Annotated in this window: 13 protein-coding genes; 6 read left to right on the top strand and 7 right to left on the bottom strand. The window is 70.7% G+C overall.

Annotated elements, in window-relative coordinates:
• Positions 1-11: 11 nt before the first annotated feature.
• Complete coding sequence (locus tag ACFV9O_RS01220) at positions 12-962, bottom strand: hypothetical protein (RefSeq protein WP_385410840.1); 951 nt, start codon at positions 960-962, stop codon at positions 12-14.
• Positions 963-1,218: 256 nt separating this feature from the next.
• Positions 1,219-2,868, bottom strand: coding sequence for a protein kinase (locus tag ACFV9O_RS01225; RefSeq protein WP_385410841.1), 1,650 nt, complete (start codon positions 2,866-2,868; stop codon positions 1,219-1,221).
• Positions 2,869-3,175: 307 nt separating this feature from the next.
• Here ACFV9O_RS01225 and ACFV9O_RS01230 point away from each other — a divergent pair, with 307 nt between their 5' ends.
• Positions 3,176-4,816 (top strand): protein kinase, encoded by a 1,641-nt coding sequence (locus tag ACFV9O_RS01230; RefSeq protein WP_385410842.1) that lies wholly within the window; start codon positions 3,176-3,178, stop codon positions 4,814-4,816.
• Between the two features lie 8 nt (positions 4,817-4,824).
• On the opposite strand, the gene ACFV9O_RS01235 is transcribed toward ACFV9O_RS01230, so the two are convergent.
• The 3 genes from ACFV9O_RS01235 to ACFV9O_RS01245 form a co-directional block, all read right to left on the bottom strand.
• Positions 4,825-5,874 (bottom strand): phosphotransferase, encoded by a 1,050-nt coding sequence (locus ACFV9O_RS01235; RefSeq protein WP_385410843.1) that lies wholly within the window; start codon positions 5,872-5,874, stop codon positions 4,825-4,827.
• Between the two features lie 15 nt (positions 5,875-5,889).
• Complete coding sequence (locus tag ACFV9O_RS01240) at positions 5,890-6,321, bottom strand: pyridoxamine 5'-phosphate oxidase family protein (RefSeq protein WP_385410844.1); 432 nt, start codon at positions 6,319-6,321, stop codon at positions 5,890-5,892.
• A 113-nt stretch (positions 6,322-6,434) separates the two neighbouring features.
• Positions 6,435-7,097, bottom strand: a complete 663-nt coding sequence (locus tag ACFV9O_RS01245; RefSeq protein ID WP_385410846.1) for a response regulator — start codon at positions 7,095-7,097, stop codon at positions 6,435-6,437.
• A gap of 325 nt (positions 7,098-7,422) precedes the next feature.
• Here ACFV9O_RS01245 and pdhA point away from each other — a divergent pair, with 325 nt between their 5' ends.
• The 3 genes from pdhA to ACFV9O_RS01260 are packed head-to-tail and all read left to right on the top strand — an operon-like array spanning position 7,423 to position 11,011.
• On the top strand, positions 7,423-8,586 hold the full coding sequence (gene pdhA / locus ACFV9O_RS01250; protein ID WP_385410848.1) for a pyruvate dehydrogenase (acetyl-transferring) E1 component subunit alpha: 1,164 nt from the start codon (positions 7,423-7,425) through the stop codon (positions 8,584-8,586).
• 3 nt (positions 8,587-8,589) lie between these two features.
• Positions 8,590-9,570 carry an alpha-ketoacid dehydrogenase subunit beta gene (locus ACFV9O_RS01255; RefSeq protein WP_385410849.1) on the top strand — a complete coding sequence of 327 codons (981 nt, stop codon included), beginning with the start codon at positions 8,590-8,592 and terminating at the stop codon, positions 9,568-9,570.
• Positions 9,571-9,580: 10 nt separating this feature from the next.
• Positions 9,581-11,011, top strand: coding sequence for a dihydrolipoamide acetyltransferase family protein (locus tag ACFV9O_RS01260; protein ID WP_385410851.1), 1,431 nt, complete (start codon positions 9,581-9,583; stop codon positions 11,009-11,011).
• A gap of 98 nt (positions 11,012-11,109) precedes the next feature.
• Here ACFV9O_RS01260 and ACFV9O_RS01265 read toward each other — a convergent pair whose 3' ends face one another.
• Positions 11,110-12,045, bottom strand: a complete 936-nt coding sequence (locus ACFV9O_RS01265; protein WP_385410852.1) for a D-alanyl-D-alanine carboxypeptidase family protein — start codon at positions 12,043-12,045, stop codon at positions 11,110-11,112.
• A 183-nt stretch (positions 12,046-12,228) separates the two neighbouring features.
• Between ACFV9O_RS01265 and ACFV9O_RS01270 the strand changes: the two genes are divergently transcribed.
• The gene (locus ACFV9O_RS01270) at positions 12,229-12,867 is read left to right on the top strand and encodes a GntR family transcriptional regulator (protein WP_385410853.1); all 639 of its coding nucleotides are present in this window, start codon (positions 12,229-12,231) and stop codon (positions 12,865-12,867) included.
• Positions 12,864-14,177 (top strand): nitrate/nitrite transporter, encoded by a 1,314-nt coding sequence (locus tag ACFV9O_RS01275; protein WP_385410855.1) that lies wholly within the window; start codon positions 12,864-12,866, stop codon positions 14,175-14,177. Before ACFV9O_RS01270 ends, ACFV9O_RS01275 begins: the two co-directional genes overlap by 4 nt.
• A 116-nt stretch (positions 14,178-14,293) precedes the next feature.
• Here the strand turns inward: ACFV9O_RS01275 and ACFV9O_RS01280 are convergent, their stop codons facing one another.
• On the bottom strand, positions 14,294-15,118 hold the full coding sequence (locus ACFV9O_RS01280; protein WP_385410857.1) for a maleylpyruvate isomerase family mycothiol-dependent enzyme: 825 nt from the start codon (positions 15,116-15,118) through the stop codon (positions 14,294-14,296).
• Positions 15,119-15,239 lie beyond the last annotated feature (121 nt).

Below are 15,239 nucleotides of genomic sequence, written 5' to 3' on the forward strand. Positions count from 1 at the left end.
CCGGCGCGGGCTCAGCGGCGGCGGAGCCGCAGTCCCATGTAGCCGAGACCCAGTCCCATCAGGGCGAATCCGGCGCCGAGCGTCATGACCGGAACTTGGCGCTCCAGCGGACGGGTGAGGGACGGTGGCGCCGCCTTGCCGACGGCGGCGGGTGCGGTGGGCGATGTGGGCGGCGGTACGGGGACCGCGGATTCCGACGCCTGCGCGTCGCGCGCCTCGCGCTGCTCCAGCAACTGCTTCCGCAACTCCGCCTCCTTGCGCCGGCGCTCGATCTCATGGCGCTCGTGCTCGCGCCGGCGCTCGAGCTCGTGGAGGCGCAGGTCGTCGTGCCCGGCTTCGGACGACGTGGGCGTGGTGGGGACGGGCGGGGCGGTACGGCCAGGACGCCGACGGCCCTCACCGGCCGGACGTCCGGCCAGCGAGGGCGAAGGGATCACGGAGGGGGAGGCCTTCGGGGTGCCCTTGGGGCGGGCGCCGACATTGCTCTTCGGGTCGGGTTTCGGGTCCTGTCCCGCGCCATCGCCCGGCCGTGCGTCCGTGTCCGTGCCCGCCCCTTGACCGGAATCCGCACCCGGGCTGGGCCCGTGACCCTTGTGCGCGGCGCCCCCCTTGCCCGGCTGCGCCGACGGCCCGGGCGCCTGCCCCCCGTTGGTCTGCGGCTTCGTCCCGTACACAAGCTTCCCGGCTCCGCTGGGCCGAACGGGTGGCGGCGCGCCCGTCGCCCCGGCCGCCCGACGCTCCTGAACACCCTGCGGCTCCTTGGTGTCCTGCCGGTCCTGGCCGCCCTCGGCACCCTGATGGTCTTCCTGGCCCTCCGGGCTGTCGTCGCGCCCCCGAAACGTTTCTGCGAAGCCCCAGGAGTCGTGGTCATCGGCGTAGGCCCCGACAGGCATGGTCGCCAGCACAACGGCCGCGAACGCTGCGATGGTCGTCACACAGTGCGTGCGGAGCTTCGGAGCCACGGAGTGACCCCCTCCCGTGCCAAGTCGCCGAGATGCAGGAATATCGGACTCAGCGTCACATACCCGAGCATTTCCGGCATCCCGGATGCGGGAGTCGGGGCGGCGCACGCAAACGGCCCGGCACGCCATCCGCGTGCCGGGCCGTTCCGAAGAAGGTGACCGACGGAGAAGGTGACCTGAGAAAGCGACCTGATAAAGCGACCTGATAAAGCGGCCTTAGAGGGCGACCTGAGAAGGCGGCCGAAGGTGAAGGTGACTACTGCCCCGGGTCTCCGGTGGCGATCTTCAGCTCGAACGTCTGGTTACCGGGCACCACGGCCGTTCCCTCGGTCGGGAACTGCTCGATGACCTGGTCCTCCGCGTACTGCGGATGGTCCACGGGGGTTTCCTTGATCTGCCAGCCCGCTGCCTGGATGCACGCCTTGACGGAGAGCAGGTCCTTGTAGATGAAGCTCGGAGCCTGGACCTTCTTCGGATCGTCACTGTCCTCGGTTGCGTCCGTGCACTCTTCCTTGTCCATCGTCCGGTAGCGCTCCGGTGGCTTGTGCTCGGCCGCCGCCGTCTGGCTCGCGCCCGGCGTGGAGCCGCCCGTGGTGCGCGGGTCGTCCTCGCCGCCCAGGTTCAGGGCGGTGATCAGGCCGCCGATCGCCAGGAGTGCCACCACGGCCGAGCCCACGATCACCGGCACGTTCCGGCTGCCGCCACCGCCGCCCGTCGAACCGGGCGTCTGCTGCGGCGAGATGGTGTACGGAGGCGGAGTCGTCGCCTGGTACGCGGGAGCCGGTGTCGCGGCCTGGTGGGGGTAGCCGTACGTCGGAGCCGGTGCGGGCGTCGGCGCCGGTGCCGGCGTCGCGGGCCCGTACGGACCCGGAAACGGACCGGAGACCGGGCCCGGCTGGTACGGCTGGTGCACGCTCGGCGGCGCCGGCGTGGCCTGGTCGACCGGCGGGAAGACCGCCGAGCCGACCCCCGCGCCGCTGCTGACCGGCCCCCCGGCGACGATCACCGGCGCACTCGTCTGCCCCGCGGCGGCGACGCGCATGCACTCGTCGCGCATCGCGGCCGCGTTCGGGAAACGCTCGTTCGGATTCTTCTTCAGTGCTCGCGCGACCAGCGCGTCCATCGCCGGGGTCACCGCGCGGTTGATGGAGGACGGAGCGACCGGCTCCTCCTGTACGTGCGCGTAGGCGATGGCCAGCGGCGAGTCCGCGTCGAAGGGCAGCCTGCCCGTCAGCAGCTGGAAGAGCATGATGCCGACCGAGTAAAGGTCGGAGCGGGCGTCGACACCGCGCCCCAGCGCCTGCTCGGGCGACAGGTACTGCGGCGTACCGACGACCATGCCGGTCTGCGTCATCGACGTGACGCCCGACTGCATGGCCCGTGCGATACCGAAGTCCATGACCTTGACGACACCGCGCCTGGTCATCATCACGTTGCCGGGCTTGATGTCCCGGTGGACCAGGCCCATTTCATGGCTGGTCTCCAGCGCCGCCAGCACGTCCGCGGTCACCTTGAGCGCCTTGTCCGCCGGCATCGCGCCGTACTGCTGGATGTCGGCGTTCAGGACCGAGCCGAGCGGCTTGCCCTCCACGTACTCCATGACGATGTACGGCATGAGTGCGCCGTCGAGCTCGTCCTCACCCGTGTCGAAGACCGACACGATATTGGTGTGGGACAGCTTGGCGACGGCCTGCGCCTCGCGCCGGAAGCGCTCGCGGAAGGACTGCTCGCGACCGAGCTCGGTGTGCAGCGTCTTGATCGCGACCTGGCGGTCCAGCGCGCTGTCGTAGGCCAGATAGACCGAGGCCATGCCGCCTTCGCCGAGCAGGTCGCGAAGCTGGTACCGGCCGCCGGCGACCGAACCGCCCGCGTAACGGCCGCCGCCGTGTGCCCCGTCCTGGCTCATCGTGCTTCCCCCTACGCGCGCCTGGCGGCCGCGGTGATCCGTATTTACGGGCCAAGTCTGCCCGAGGGCACGGACACGTCAAGCCGGGTGCCCGTTCCGTGACCGTACGCACAAGAAGCGTCTCGCAAGCGTTACAGGAAACCCATGGAGTTTGCATGGGCGCAGCGGCAACGGGTTTGATGGCCGGTCCATCTCGAACCGGGCCGCCGCGCGGAGCCTGTAGCGTGACGTGGCAAAGCACCAAAGCACCCGGGAAACACCGGCCGCGCAAGCGCTCGGCACGGCAAAGACACGACGGCGAGGACTGATGGCACCCGAACCCGAAGCAAGTGGCGGCGGAGTCTCGGATGCTGCGGACTCCTGGGGCGTCGGCGGCCTCGTCGGCGACGGGCGCTACCGCCTGACGCACCGCCTCGGACGCGGCGGCATGGCCGAGGTGTTCGCGGCGGAGGACGTACGGCTCGGCCGCACCGTCGCCGTCAAGCTGCTGCGCGCCGACCTGGCCGAGGACCCCGTGTCCAAGGCCCGCTTCACGCGCGAGGCGCAGTCGGTCGCCGGACTCAACCACCACGCCATCGTCGCCGTGTACGACTCCGGCGAGGACGTCGTGAACGGCCAGTCCGTGCCGTACATCGTCATGGAGCTGGTCGAGGGCAGCACGATCCGCGACCTCCTCATCAACGCCGAGGCGCCGCCGACCGAGCAGGCGCTCATCATCGTCTCCGGCGTCCTCGAAGCGCTCGCGTACTCGCATCAGCACGGCATCGTGCACCGCGACATCAAACCCGCGAACGTCATCATCACCAACAGCGGCGCCGTGAAGGTGATGGACTTCGGCATCGCCCGCGCGCTGCACGGCGCGTCGACGACGATGACCCAGACCGGCATGGTCATGGGCACGCCGCAGTACCTCTCTCCCGAGCAGGCGCTCGGCAAGGCCGTCGACCACCGCTCGGACCTGTACGCCACGGGCTGTCTGCTGTACGAACTGCTCGCGCTGCGTCCGCCGTTCACCGGTGAGACCCCGCTGTCCGTCGTCTACCAGCACGTCCAGGACGCCCCCGTGCCGCCGTCCGAGGCCTCGGACGTGGCGCCGCCCGAGCTGGACGGGCTCGTCATCCGCGCGCTCGCGAAGGACCCGGACGACCGGTTCCAGAGCGCCGAGGAGATGCGCGGCCTGGTGCAGTACGGGCTGCAGATGCTCCAGCAGCAGGGCAGCCACACCGGTACGTGGAACACCGGCCCGGTCGAGATGCACGAGGGCGGCCACACCCCGGCCATGGGCATGACCGCGACGACCGCGATGGGGCACTCGCCCCACGGTGACACCTCGCAGGGCCCGATCCTGCCGCCGAGCAACCCCGACGACGGGGCGTACATCGGCGGAGGCGCCGGCCCCCATGGTGGCGGCGGCCGCGGCAAGGTGTGGCTGTTCCTCGCCCTCGCGATGGTCGCCATCGCCGCGGGTGTCGTCTTCGCGCTGGACCGCGCGAACGACAGCGGCAAGAACCCGACCGACCAGACGACCGTCTCCAACACTCCGAATACGCCCGACGAGCCGTCCTCGACGCCGCCGGAGACGGATGACGAGGAGAGCGAGCAGCCGGAGCAGTCCTCGGGAGGCAACCAGCAGCCCTGGACGCCCTCCGACACCCCGTCGAACAACACTCCGTCGGCCCCGGAGAGCCCGACGGACGGTCCGACGGACACGCCGTCGACGGACGGTGGCACCAACGCGGGCACGACGGACGGCGGTACCGACGGGAGTACGACGGACGGCGGCACCGACGCGGGTACGACCGATGGCGGGACCGACGCCGGCACGACGGACGGTGGCGCCAACACCGGAACGACCGACGGCGGCGCCAACACCGGAACGACCGACGGCGGCACCAATGCCGGCACCACGGACGGCGGCACGACGACGCAGGGCGGCGCCACCCCCTAGCCCCGCGCTCACCCCGCGAAGGCCTCGCACACCGCCTCGTACTCCCGCGTCCACCACACCGCCAGGGCCGACGCCGCAGGAAACTGCGGGTCGGCCCTTCGGTCGTGCAGCTGGTAGCGCCAGCGCAGTATCCAGAAGTCGTTCAGCCGCTCCCACCACACCCGGTGCACCGCGGCGGCCAGCTCGGCGCTGTCCGCCCCGGCCGCCCGCCGGTAGGCGCGGGCGTACGCCCGTACCTTCGCCAGCTCCAGCTCTCCCGCCGGCCGTACGAAGAAGATCGCCGCGGCGCGTACGGCCTCCTCGGCGCGCGGCTGCACCCCCAGCCGGTCCCAGTCGACGATCGCGGCGGGCTCGGCGCCCTGGTAGAGGAGGTTCAGGGGGTGGAAGTCGCCGTGCACCCAGCCGCCGGCGGCGCCCGGGGGCGGTCGGCGGTGGGCGTGCCGCTCCAGCAGGGTGCGGCGCTCCAGCAGCCGGTGCTCGGCGAGGACGTCGAAGGTGTCCCGGGGGCGGTGGGTACGGGCCAGCTCCAGCAGCTCGTCGATCAGGGCGAAGGTCTCGTCCGGGTCGGCGCTGGGGTGCTCGTCGCGGCCGTGTTCCCTGCTGCCCCCGCTGCCCCCGCTGCTTTGGCCCGCCTCCATCACCCGCTCCAGTGCCGTGTGCACCAGGCCCAGCAGTGCGCCGAGGCGCCGGGACCCGGCCGTCGTCAGCTGGGCGCCCACACGGTGCCGGCCGTCCACCCAGGGGTGCAGGGCGTAGCAGCGGCCGCCGATGACCGCCACGGTGTCGCCCGCCGTGTCCTGGACGGGCGGGGCGACCGGGACGCCGAGGGACTGGAGGCGCTGGGTGGCGCGGTGCTGGCGGGCGATGGTGTCGCGGTCGGCCGTGGGCGCGTCCAGGTGGTGCTTGAGGAAGTAGGCGCCGCGGGTCGTTGCGAGGCGGTAGCCGCGGTTGAGGAGGCCCTGGGTGACGGGCTCGCAGGAGAGGGGCTCGCCGGGGTTCTCGTACCGGCGCAGCAGTTCACCCAGCGGAGGTGGGGCAGTAGCAGATGAGCGCGGCACCCGCCAGATGATAGATCACACAGCGTGTCGCGCAGGTCGCTCTTCGGAACAATCCAACACCGAGGCGAACCGGGGCCTGATGCGCAGGTACACCGGATCGAAGGGCTCCCCGTTCACATGGCGGGGGCCGGGATCGCCGAAGCTGTCCAACTCGGCCGCGGTCGGCGTGATGACCTCCGCGGTGCCGGTGAACTGGACCGACCACAGGGCGGCCGCGTCCGAATTCAGGTTGTCCGCGCCGTAGGCCACCACGCTGCCGTCGCAGGTCTGGTGGCATCCGAGGTCGGCGTGGACGCGCAGCAGGACGTAGCCGTCCGAGACGACGTGACGGGCCGGTGCGACGACGGGCATGGCGTGCAGGCTGGTCGCCAGCCGTCCGTACGACACCCGGGAGAGCAGCTCGACGGTGCGGAGTTCGTCGCTGGGGCGGGGATCATCGGAAGGCATGAACTCCACGATCCGCCGCTGGTCGGGGCCGGGAGAAGGGCCGCCCGGCCCGGCCCCGGGGGACGTAGGTCCCGAAACGGACCCTTCGTGGGTGTCCGCTCGGCCGCGCCTCCTCAGCGCTGCCGCTCCGCCTGCATCCTCGCCACGTACGCCGCGGCCTGCGAGCGCCGCTCCATGCCCAGCTTGGCGAGCAGGCTGGAGACGTAGTTCTTGATGGTCTTCTCGGCGAGGTGCAGCCGCTCGCCGATGGCCCGGTTCGTCAGCCCCTCGCCGATCAGGTCCAGGATCTTGCGCTCCTGGTCGGTCAGGCTCGCGAGTTTTTCGTCACCCTTGGGGTTGTTTCCGTCCCGCAGCCGCTCCAGGACGCGCGCGGTGGCGACCGGGTCCAGCAGCGACTTGCCCGCCGCCACGTCCCGTACGGCCGTCAGGAGCTCGGTGCCGCGGATCGCCTTGAGGACATAGCCGGAGGCCCCGGCCATGATCGCGTCGAAAAGGGCCTCGTCGTCGGCGTACGACGTCAGCATCAGGCACTTGATGTCCTCGTTGCGCGAGCGCACCTCACGGCACACCTCCACCCCGCTGCCGTCCGGAAGACGTACGTCCAGAACGGCCACATCGGGGCGCACCGTGGGAATTCTCACCAGGGCGTCCGCGGCCGTACCGGCCTCCCCGACGACCTCGATGTCGTCCTCGACCGACAGCAGTTCGTGGACGCCGCGCCGGACGACCTCATGGTCGTCCACGAGAAATACTGTGATTTTTCCTTCTTCGCCCACGAAAGCAGTCTCACATACTCACTCTTCCCGTGCCCGGGGTGAGCGGGATAACGTGCCCCTGTTCCGGCGGCCCGCAAGGCTGTGACCAGTGGTTGTTCCCGCTTTTCTCGATTTACTTGGAAATCCAAGCAAAATCGCAGGTCAAATGGGGTTTCGCAGTAGTGCGGCCCACTGGGTAACGTGCCTTTGGCAGGGCGCTCGCCGGGGCACCTGTCACGCCTGTTCCCGGCCGAGCGGCACCCACCCCGTGCACGGGTACGGACACAGGCGAGCCGCACTGGCTCCCGGCGGACCCCGGGGGCCGGACCGACGGAGGAGCACGCACGTGACCGTGGAGAGCACTGCCGCGAGCAAACCGCGCCGCAGCAGTAAGCGCGCCAGCGCCAGCGCCGCGAAGAAGCCACAGACTTCCGAGCCCCAGCTGGTACAGCTGTTGACGCCCGAGGGTGAGCGGGTCGAGCACCCGGAGTACGACATCGACCTGAGCCCCGAGGAGCTTCGCGGGCTCTACCGGGACATGGTCCTGACGCGTCGCTTCGACGCGGAGGCCACCGCCCTCCAGCGCCAGGGCGAGCTGGGCCTGTGGGCCTCGCTGCTCGGCCAGGAGGCGGCGCAGATCGGCTCCGGCCGGGCGCTGCGCGACGACGACTACGTCTTCCCGACCTACCGGGAGCACGGAGTCGCCTGGTGCCGCGGGGTCGACCCGACGAACCTGCTGGGGATGTTCCGTGGCGTGAACCACGGTGGCTGGGACCCGAACAGCAACAACTTCCACCTGTACACGATCGTGATCGGCTCGCAGACGCTGCACGCGACCGGCTACGCGATGGGTGTCGCCAAGGACGGTGCCGACTCCGCGGTCATCGCGTACTTCGGTGACGGCGCCTCCAGCCAGGGTGATGTCGCCGAGTCCTTCACGTTCTCCGCGGTCTACAACGCCCCGGTCGTGTTCTTCTGCCAGAACAACCAGTGGGCGATCTCCGAGCCCACCGAGCGCCAGACCCGGGTGCCGCTCTACCAGCGCGCCCAGGGCTTCGGCTTCCCCGGCGTCCGCGTCGACGGCAACGACGTGCTGGCCTGTCTCGCCGTGACCCGGTCCGCGCTGGAGCGCGCACGCCGCGGTGAGGGTCCGACGCTGGTCGAGGCGTTCACGTACCGGATGGGTGCCCACACCACCTCCGACGACCCCACCAAGTACCGGCACGACGACGAGCGGGCGGCCTGGGAGGCCAAGGACCCGATCCTGCGTCTGCGTACGTACCTGGAGAACCAGGGCTTCGCCGACGAGGCGTTCTTCACCTCCCTGGACGAGGAGAGCGACGTGCTCGCGAAGCGCGTCCGTGAAGCCGTCCGCGCCATGCCCGACCCGGACCACATGGCGATCTTCGACAATGTCTACGCGGACGGGCACGCCCTCGTCGACGAGGAGCGCGCGCAGTTCGCCGCCTACCAGGCGTCGTTCGCGGACGCTGCCGAGGAGGGCAAGTAAGCCATGGCCGTAGAGAAGATGTCCCTCGCGAAGGCGCTCAACGAGTCGCTGCGCAAGGCCCTCGACACCGACCCCAAGGTCCTCATCATGGGTGAGGACGTCGGCAAGCTCGGCGGAGTCTTCCGGATCACCGACGGGCTCCAGAAGGACTTCGGCGAGGAGCGGGTCATCGACACCCCGCTCGCCGAGTCCGGCATCGTCGGCACCGCGATCGGTCTCGCGCTCCGCGGCTACCGCCCGGTCGTCGAGATCCAGTTCGACGGTTTCGTCTTCCCCGCGTACGACCAGATCGTCACGCAGCTCGCCAAGATGCACGCCCGCGCGCTCGGCAAGATCAAGCTGCCGGTCGTCGTCCGTATCCCGTACGGCGGCGGCATCGGCGCGGTCGAGCACCACTCCGAGTCGCCCGAGGCGCTCTTCGCGCACGTGGCCGGCCTCAAGGTGATCTCCCCGTCGAACGCGTCCGACGGCTACTGGATGCTCCAGCAGGCCATCCAGAGCGACGACCCGGTCATCTTCTTCGAGCCGAAGCGGCGCTACTGGGACAAGAGCGAGGTCGACACCGAGGCCATCCCCGACCCGCTGCACGCCGCGCGCACCGTCCGCACCGGCAGCGACCTGACGCTCGTCGCCTACGGGCCGATGGTGAAGGTCTGCCTGGAGGCCGCCGCGGCCGCCCAGGAGGAGGGCAAGTCGGTCGAGGTCCTCGACCTGCGCTCGATGTCCCCGATCGACTTCGACGCCGTCCAGAAGTCGGTCGAGAAGACCGGCCGGCTCGTCGTCGTCCACGAGGCCCCGGTCTTCTACGGCTCCGGCGCGGAGATCGCCGCCCGCATCACCGAGCGGTGCTTCTACCACCTGGAGGCGCCGGTGCTGCGCGTCGGGGGCTTCCACGCCCCGTACCCGCCGGCCCGGCTGGAGGAGGAGTACCTTCCGGGACTTGACCGGGTGCTCGACGCCGTCGACCGCTCGCTGGCGTACTGAGGAGAGGGTCGTGACGACGATGACAGACACTTCTGCTCGTTTCCGTGAGTTCAAGATGCCCGACGTGGGCGAGGGACTCACCGAGGCCGAGATCCTCAAGTGGTACGTCCAGCCCGGCGACACCGTGACCGACGGTCAGGTGGTGTGCGAGGTCGAGACCGCCAAGGCGGCGGTGGAGCTCCCGATTCCGTACGACGGCGTGGTGCACGAGCTGCGCTTCGACGAGGGCACCACGGTGGACGTCGGCACCGCGATCATCACGGTGGACGTGGCACCGGGGTCGGGCGAGGCGCCCGCCCCCGCGGCCGCCCCCGCCCCCGCTCCCGCCGCCGAGCCGGAGGCCGAGGCCAAGCCCACGGGCCGCCAGCCGGTGCTGGTCGGGTACGGGGTCGCCGAGTCCTCCACGAAGCGCCGCCCGCGCAAGGGCGCGTCCGTACCCGAGCAGGCCCAGGCCCAGGCCGCGCAGGCCGCGGTGCAGGCCGAGCTGAACGGGCACGGGACCGCGATCCCTGCCGCGAACCCCGTCACCGACCGGCCGCTCGCCAAGCCGCCGGTGCGCAAGCTGGCCAAGGACCTCGGCGTGGACCTCGCCACGGTCGTGCCGAGCGGGCCCGACGGGATCATCACCCGCGAGGACGTCCACGCGGCGGTGGCCCCGGCCCCTGCTGCTGCCCCCGCACCGGCCGCCGTGCCGGCTCAGGTGACCGCGGCGGCTCCGGAGGCCGTCGCCGTGGCCGGCGCCCGGGAGACCCGTATCCCCGTCAGGGGCGTACGGAAGGCCACCGCGCAGGCGATGGTCGGCTCGGCCTTCACCGCGCCGCACGTCACCGAGTTCATCACGGTCGACGTGACCCGCACGATGAAGCTGGTCGAGGAGCTCAAGGCCGACAAGGACATGGCCGGGCTCCGCGTGAACCCGCTGCTCCTCATCGCCAAGGCGCTGCTGGTCGCGATCAAGCGGAACCCCGAGGTCAACGCCACGTGGGACGAGGCGAACCAGGAGATCGTGCTCAAGCACTACGTCAACCTGGGCATCGCCGCGGCCACCCCGCGCGGTCTGATCGTGCCGAACGTCAAGGACGCGCACGACAAGACCCTGCCGCAGCTGGCCGAGGCCCTCGGCGAGCTGGTCGCCACGGCCCGCGAGGGCAGGACGACCCCCGCGGCCATGCAGGGCGGGACGGTGACCATCACCAACGTCGGCGTCTTCGGCGTCGACACCGGTACGCCGATCCTCAACCCGGGCGAGTCCGCGATCCTCGCGGTCGGCGCGATCAAGCTCCAGCCGTGGGTCCACAAGGGCAAGGTGAAGCCCCGTCAGGTCACCACGCTGGCGCTGTCCTTCGATCACCGGCTGGTCGACGGCGAGCTCGGCTCCAAGGTGCTGGCGGACGTCGCGGCGATCCTGGAGCAGCCGAAGCGGCTGATCACCTGGGCGTGACCGGCCCGGCTCGTACCGGCTCGTAGCAGCTCACAACGACGAGGTCCCGTGACGCCATGTGCGTCACGGGACCTCGTGCGTGTGGTGTGTGAGCGCGATCAGTCGCGCTGGGCGCCCTGCGGCAGCTTCCGCAGCTGCATCGTGCCGGCGGTGGTGGTACCGAAGCCGTAGTCGAGCAACTTCGCCGCGTCGGTGTAGCGGTAGGAATCGTTCAGGATGACACCGATGAGGGTCTTGTCGCCGCGGGTGGCCGCGAAGACGAGGCAGGGACCGGCCGGCGTGTTCGTGCCGGTCTTGATGCCGTTGGCGCCGCTGTAGGAGCCGAGCAGCTGGTTCGTGTTGTACCAGGTGTACGTGCGGGTGCCGCCGGTGCTCGTGGTCGCGGAGGCCTTGTACGAGGTCGCCTTGGCGATCGCGCGGAAGTTGACGTTGGCCATCGCGTAGCGGGCGACCTTCGCCAGCTCGCGCGGGGTCGTGTAGTTGTTGCCCGTCGTCGAGTTGCCGTCGAAGGAGTCGAACTTCGTGTTCTTCAGGCCGAGCTCGGTGGCCTTCGTGTTCATCTTGGCGATGAAGGACTGGACGCGGGCCGTGCGGGTGGTGCCGGTGCCGAAGGTGTCGGCGAGGGCCATCGCCGCGTCGCAGCCGGACGGCAGCATCGTCGCGTAGAGCAGCTGGCGCACGGTGAGCACGTCACCGCTGCGCAGGTCGGCGGTGCTGGCGGCCTTGGCGGTGACGTAGTCGCGGTAGGCCTGCTTGGACGTCACCTTGCGGTTGAGATCGAGGCCCGGGGTGCTGAGCACCACGGCGGCCGTCATGATCTTCGTCGTGCTCGCCATCTGGCGCCGGGTGTCCGCGTACTTGCTGTAGAGCGGCGTGCCGTTGGAACCGAGCATCAGGTAGGCGCCGCTGGCGGAGACGGTCGGCGCGGTGGCCGCCTGGGCGGGCGACGCGGCCATGGGGGAGACGGTCAGCAGGACGCCGGAGGCAAGGGTGACCGCGGCGGCTCTGCGCACGCCCGTGAAGCTGTATTTCAAAGGAAACGCTCCGAGTTCGCGAATGCGCTCAAAAAGGACGTCTGTGGGGGCTGAGGGAAACGAGTGCCCGCGAACGAGACTCCTGAGGGCAAAAGAAGGATGTACGGAACCCGAAAAGTTTTCCGCGTCCTGCATCGTGGACGTGATTCCTGGATGTACCCCTCTTGTATCTAAGCTGTGCGCATGCCCGCCGCACCCGCCGCCGAACGTGTCTACACCCACATCAAGCAGGCGGTGCTCGACCGCCGTTACGAGGGCGGAACCCTCCTCACCGAAGGCGAGCTCGCCGAGGCCGTCGGCGTGTCCAGGACCCCGGTGCGCGAGGCCCTGCTGAAGCTGGAGATGGAAGGGCTGCTCAAGCTCTATCCGAAGAAGGGCGCGCTCGTCCTGGCCGTCTCCGCGCAGGAGATATCGGACGTCATCGAAACGCGGCTGCTGGTCGAGGAGTTCGCCGTCCGCAGGGCCGTGCCCGCCCCGCCGTCGCTGGTCGAGCGGCTGCGGGAACTCGTGGAGCGGCAGCGGCAGCACGCCGGGGCAGGCGACCTGGCCGCCGTCGCCGCCACCGACCGCGCGTTCCACGCCGAGATCGTCCGCCACGCCGGGAACGAGATCCTCTCCCGCCTCTACGACCAGCTGCGCGACCGCCAGCTGCGCATGGGCGTCGCCCTGATGCACGCACAGCCCGACCGTGTCACCAAGAACATCACCGAGCACGCCGACATGCTGGAGGCCATCAGAACCGGTGACACCGAGGCCGCGGCGGCCTGTGTGCACCGGCACCTGAGCTGGGTCAAGCTGCTCGTGCGGGGTGAGGACCGATGAGCCCCTCCGCGCGCTCCTCCGCCCTGTCCCTCCCCGGCGATCCACCCGGCGGCCGCCGCGCGTACACGGTCTGGGGCATCGGCGTCGCCGTCTACTTCGTCGCCGTCATCTTCCGTACGTCGCTGGGCGTCGCAGGCCTCGACGCCGCCGACCGCTTCGACGTCAACGCCTCCGCCCTCTCCACCTTCTCGATACTCCAGCTGCTCGTGTACGCGGGCATGCAGATTCCCGTCGGCCTCATGGTCGACCGGCTCGGCACCAAGAAGGTCCTCACCCTCGGCGTCGTCCTCTTCACGGCGGGACAGCTCGGCTTCGCGCTCGCCCCCTCGTACGGCATGGCCCTCGCCTCCCGCGCGCTGCTCGGCTGCGGCGACGCGATGACCTTCATCAGCGTGCTGCGGCTCGGCTCGCGCTGGTTCCCCGCGCGGCGCGGGCCGCTGATCGCCCAGGTCGCCGCGCTGTTCGGGATGGCGGGCAATCTCGTCTCGACCCTCCTCATCTCGCGGCTGCTGCACGGGCTCGGCTGGACCGCGACCTTCGCCGGCAGCGCGGTGGCGGGTCTGGTCGTCCTGGTCCTGCTGGTGCTCTTCCTGAAGGACCACCCCGAGGGCCACGAGCCCGCCCCGGCGACGCACGCAGGGGCCGCGTTCGTCCGCAGGCAGATCGCCGAGTCCTGGCGCGAGCCCGGCACCCGGCTGGGCCTGTGGGTGCACTTCACCACCCAGTTCCCCGCCATGGTGTTCCTGCTGTTGTGGGGGCTGCCGTTCCTCGTCGAGGCGCAGGGGCTGTCGCGGGAGACCGCGGGCGCGCTGCTCACGCTGGTGGTGGCCGTGAACATGGCCGTGGGCCTCGTCTACGGGCAGATCATCGCCCGGCACCACGCGGCCAGGACGCCGCTCGCCCTCGGCACGGTGGGGCTGACCGCCGCGGTGTGGGGCACCACCCTCGTGTACCCCGGTGACCAGGCGCCGATGTGGCTGCTGATCACGCTGTGCACGGTGCTCGGCAGCTGCGGGCCCGCCTCGATGATCGGCTTCGACTACGCCCGTCCCGCCAATCCGCCGGAACGGCAGGGCACGGCGTCCGGGATCGTGAACATGGGCGGTTTCGTCGCCTCCATGACGACGCTCCTGGCCGTGGGCGTGCTGCTGGACGCGACCGGTGACAACTACCGGATCGCGTTCTCGTCCGTCTTCGTGCTGGAGGCGCTGGGCGTGGTCCAGATCCTGCGGCTGCGGGCGCGCACGGCGCGGCGGGAGCGGGAGCGGCTCGTGGCGAGCAGGGTGGAGGCCGTACACGTACCGGCGTGACGGGCCGTGCGCGTACCGGGCCCGGCGTGACGCGCCGCGTCGGACCCGCCGGGGCCGCGCCGCCGAGGCGGCCGGGCGCCCGGCTGCGGGCCCCGGGGACGGCCCCGCCCGCGCCGCTACGGCGTGATGGCGAACGAGTCCAGGATCGCCGCGGCCAGATCCGCGTCGCCCTCGACCTTGATCCGGTCGGCGACGGCCGCGGGCCTGACCCGGCCGGCGGCGAGCCGTACGTACGTCTCCCAGTCCAGCGCGAGCGTCGCCGCAGGACCCAGCGAGGGAGCACCGTCGACCGTGCCGCGCCCGTCCGCGTCGACGCGCACGGTCCGCAGGAATTCCACCGGGCCGCTGACGTCGAAGACGATCGCCGAGTTCGGCGGGGCGCCCGCGTCCTTGGCGACGACCTTCGGCAGGATCGCGAGGAAGTTGTCGCGGGCGACGAGAGCGCCGGGGGAGTCGAGGTTGCCCGGCCTGCCGAGCGTCGTCCGCAGGTCCTGCTCGTGCAGCCAGACGTCGAAGGCCCTCATCCGATACGCCAGTTCCAGCGTCTGCTGGGCACCCAGCGGGGCACGGACCATGGTGTCGGGCGCACGGTTCTCGTTCCGCAGCTGCCGGTTGCGGCGGATGATCGTGTACTCCAGCTCGGAGGTCATCTCGGGCCCGGTGTGGTGCCGGCGCACATCGACCTGCATCTCCATGTAGCGCGCGAACTCGCTGCGCACGTGGTAGAGATCGCGGGGCAGGGTGTGAATCGGCCGGGGGTCACCGAGCATCTCGCACTCCATGCCGATGACGTGCGACACGAGGTCGCGCACCGACCATCCGGGGCACGGCGTTGCGCGGTTCCACTCCCCTTCGACGAGCGGCTGCACCAGCTCGGATATCGCTTCGATGGAGTGGGTCCAGGCGTCGGCGTAGGTCTGCAGGCTTGGATGGACGGTCACGGAACCCCTCGACGGTTGTGCGCGGGCTGGGTGCTGTGTGGGCTGCGGGGGGTCCGGGGGTATCCCCCGGGAGAGAACAGTACGCTGCCCCCGGGCACCCCGGCAGTGCTTTCAGGTGACG

Origin of the sequence: Streptomyces sp. NPDC059909 (assembly GCF_042730885.1) — a bacterium.
GTDB lineage: Bacteria > Actinomycetota > Actinomycetes > Streptomycetales > Streptomycetaceae > Streptomyces.

What these genes read in the sequence shown, in the direction of transcription:
- ACFV9O_RS01255 (WP_385410849.1), top strand. Translation starts at nt 8,590, where the DNA reads ATGGCCGTAGAGAAGATGTCCCTCGCGAAGGCGCTCAACGAGTCGCTG.
- ACFV9O_RS01230 (WP_385410842.1), top strand. Translation starts at nt 3,176, where the DNA reads ATGGCACCCGAACCCGAAGCAAGTGGCGGCGGAGTCTCGGATGCTGCG.
- ACFV9O_RS01240 (WP_385410844.1), bottom strand. Translation starts at nt 6,321, where the DNA reads ATGCCTTCCGATGATCCCCGCCCCAGCGACGAACTCCGCACCGTCGAG.
- ACFV9O_RS01270 (WP_385410853.1), top strand. Translation starts at nt 12,229, where the DNA reads ATGCCCGCCGCACCCGCCGCCGAACGTGTCTACACCCACATCAAGCAG.
- ACFV9O_RS01275 (WP_385410855.1), top strand. Translation starts at nt 12,864, where the DNA reads ATGAGCCCCTCCGCGCGCTCCTCCGCCCTGTCCCTCCCCGGCGATCCA.
- ACFV9O_RS01225 (WP_385410841.1), bottom strand. Translation starts at nt 2,868, where the DNA reads ATGAGCCAGGACGGGGCACACGGCGGCGGCCGTTACGCGGGCGGTTCG.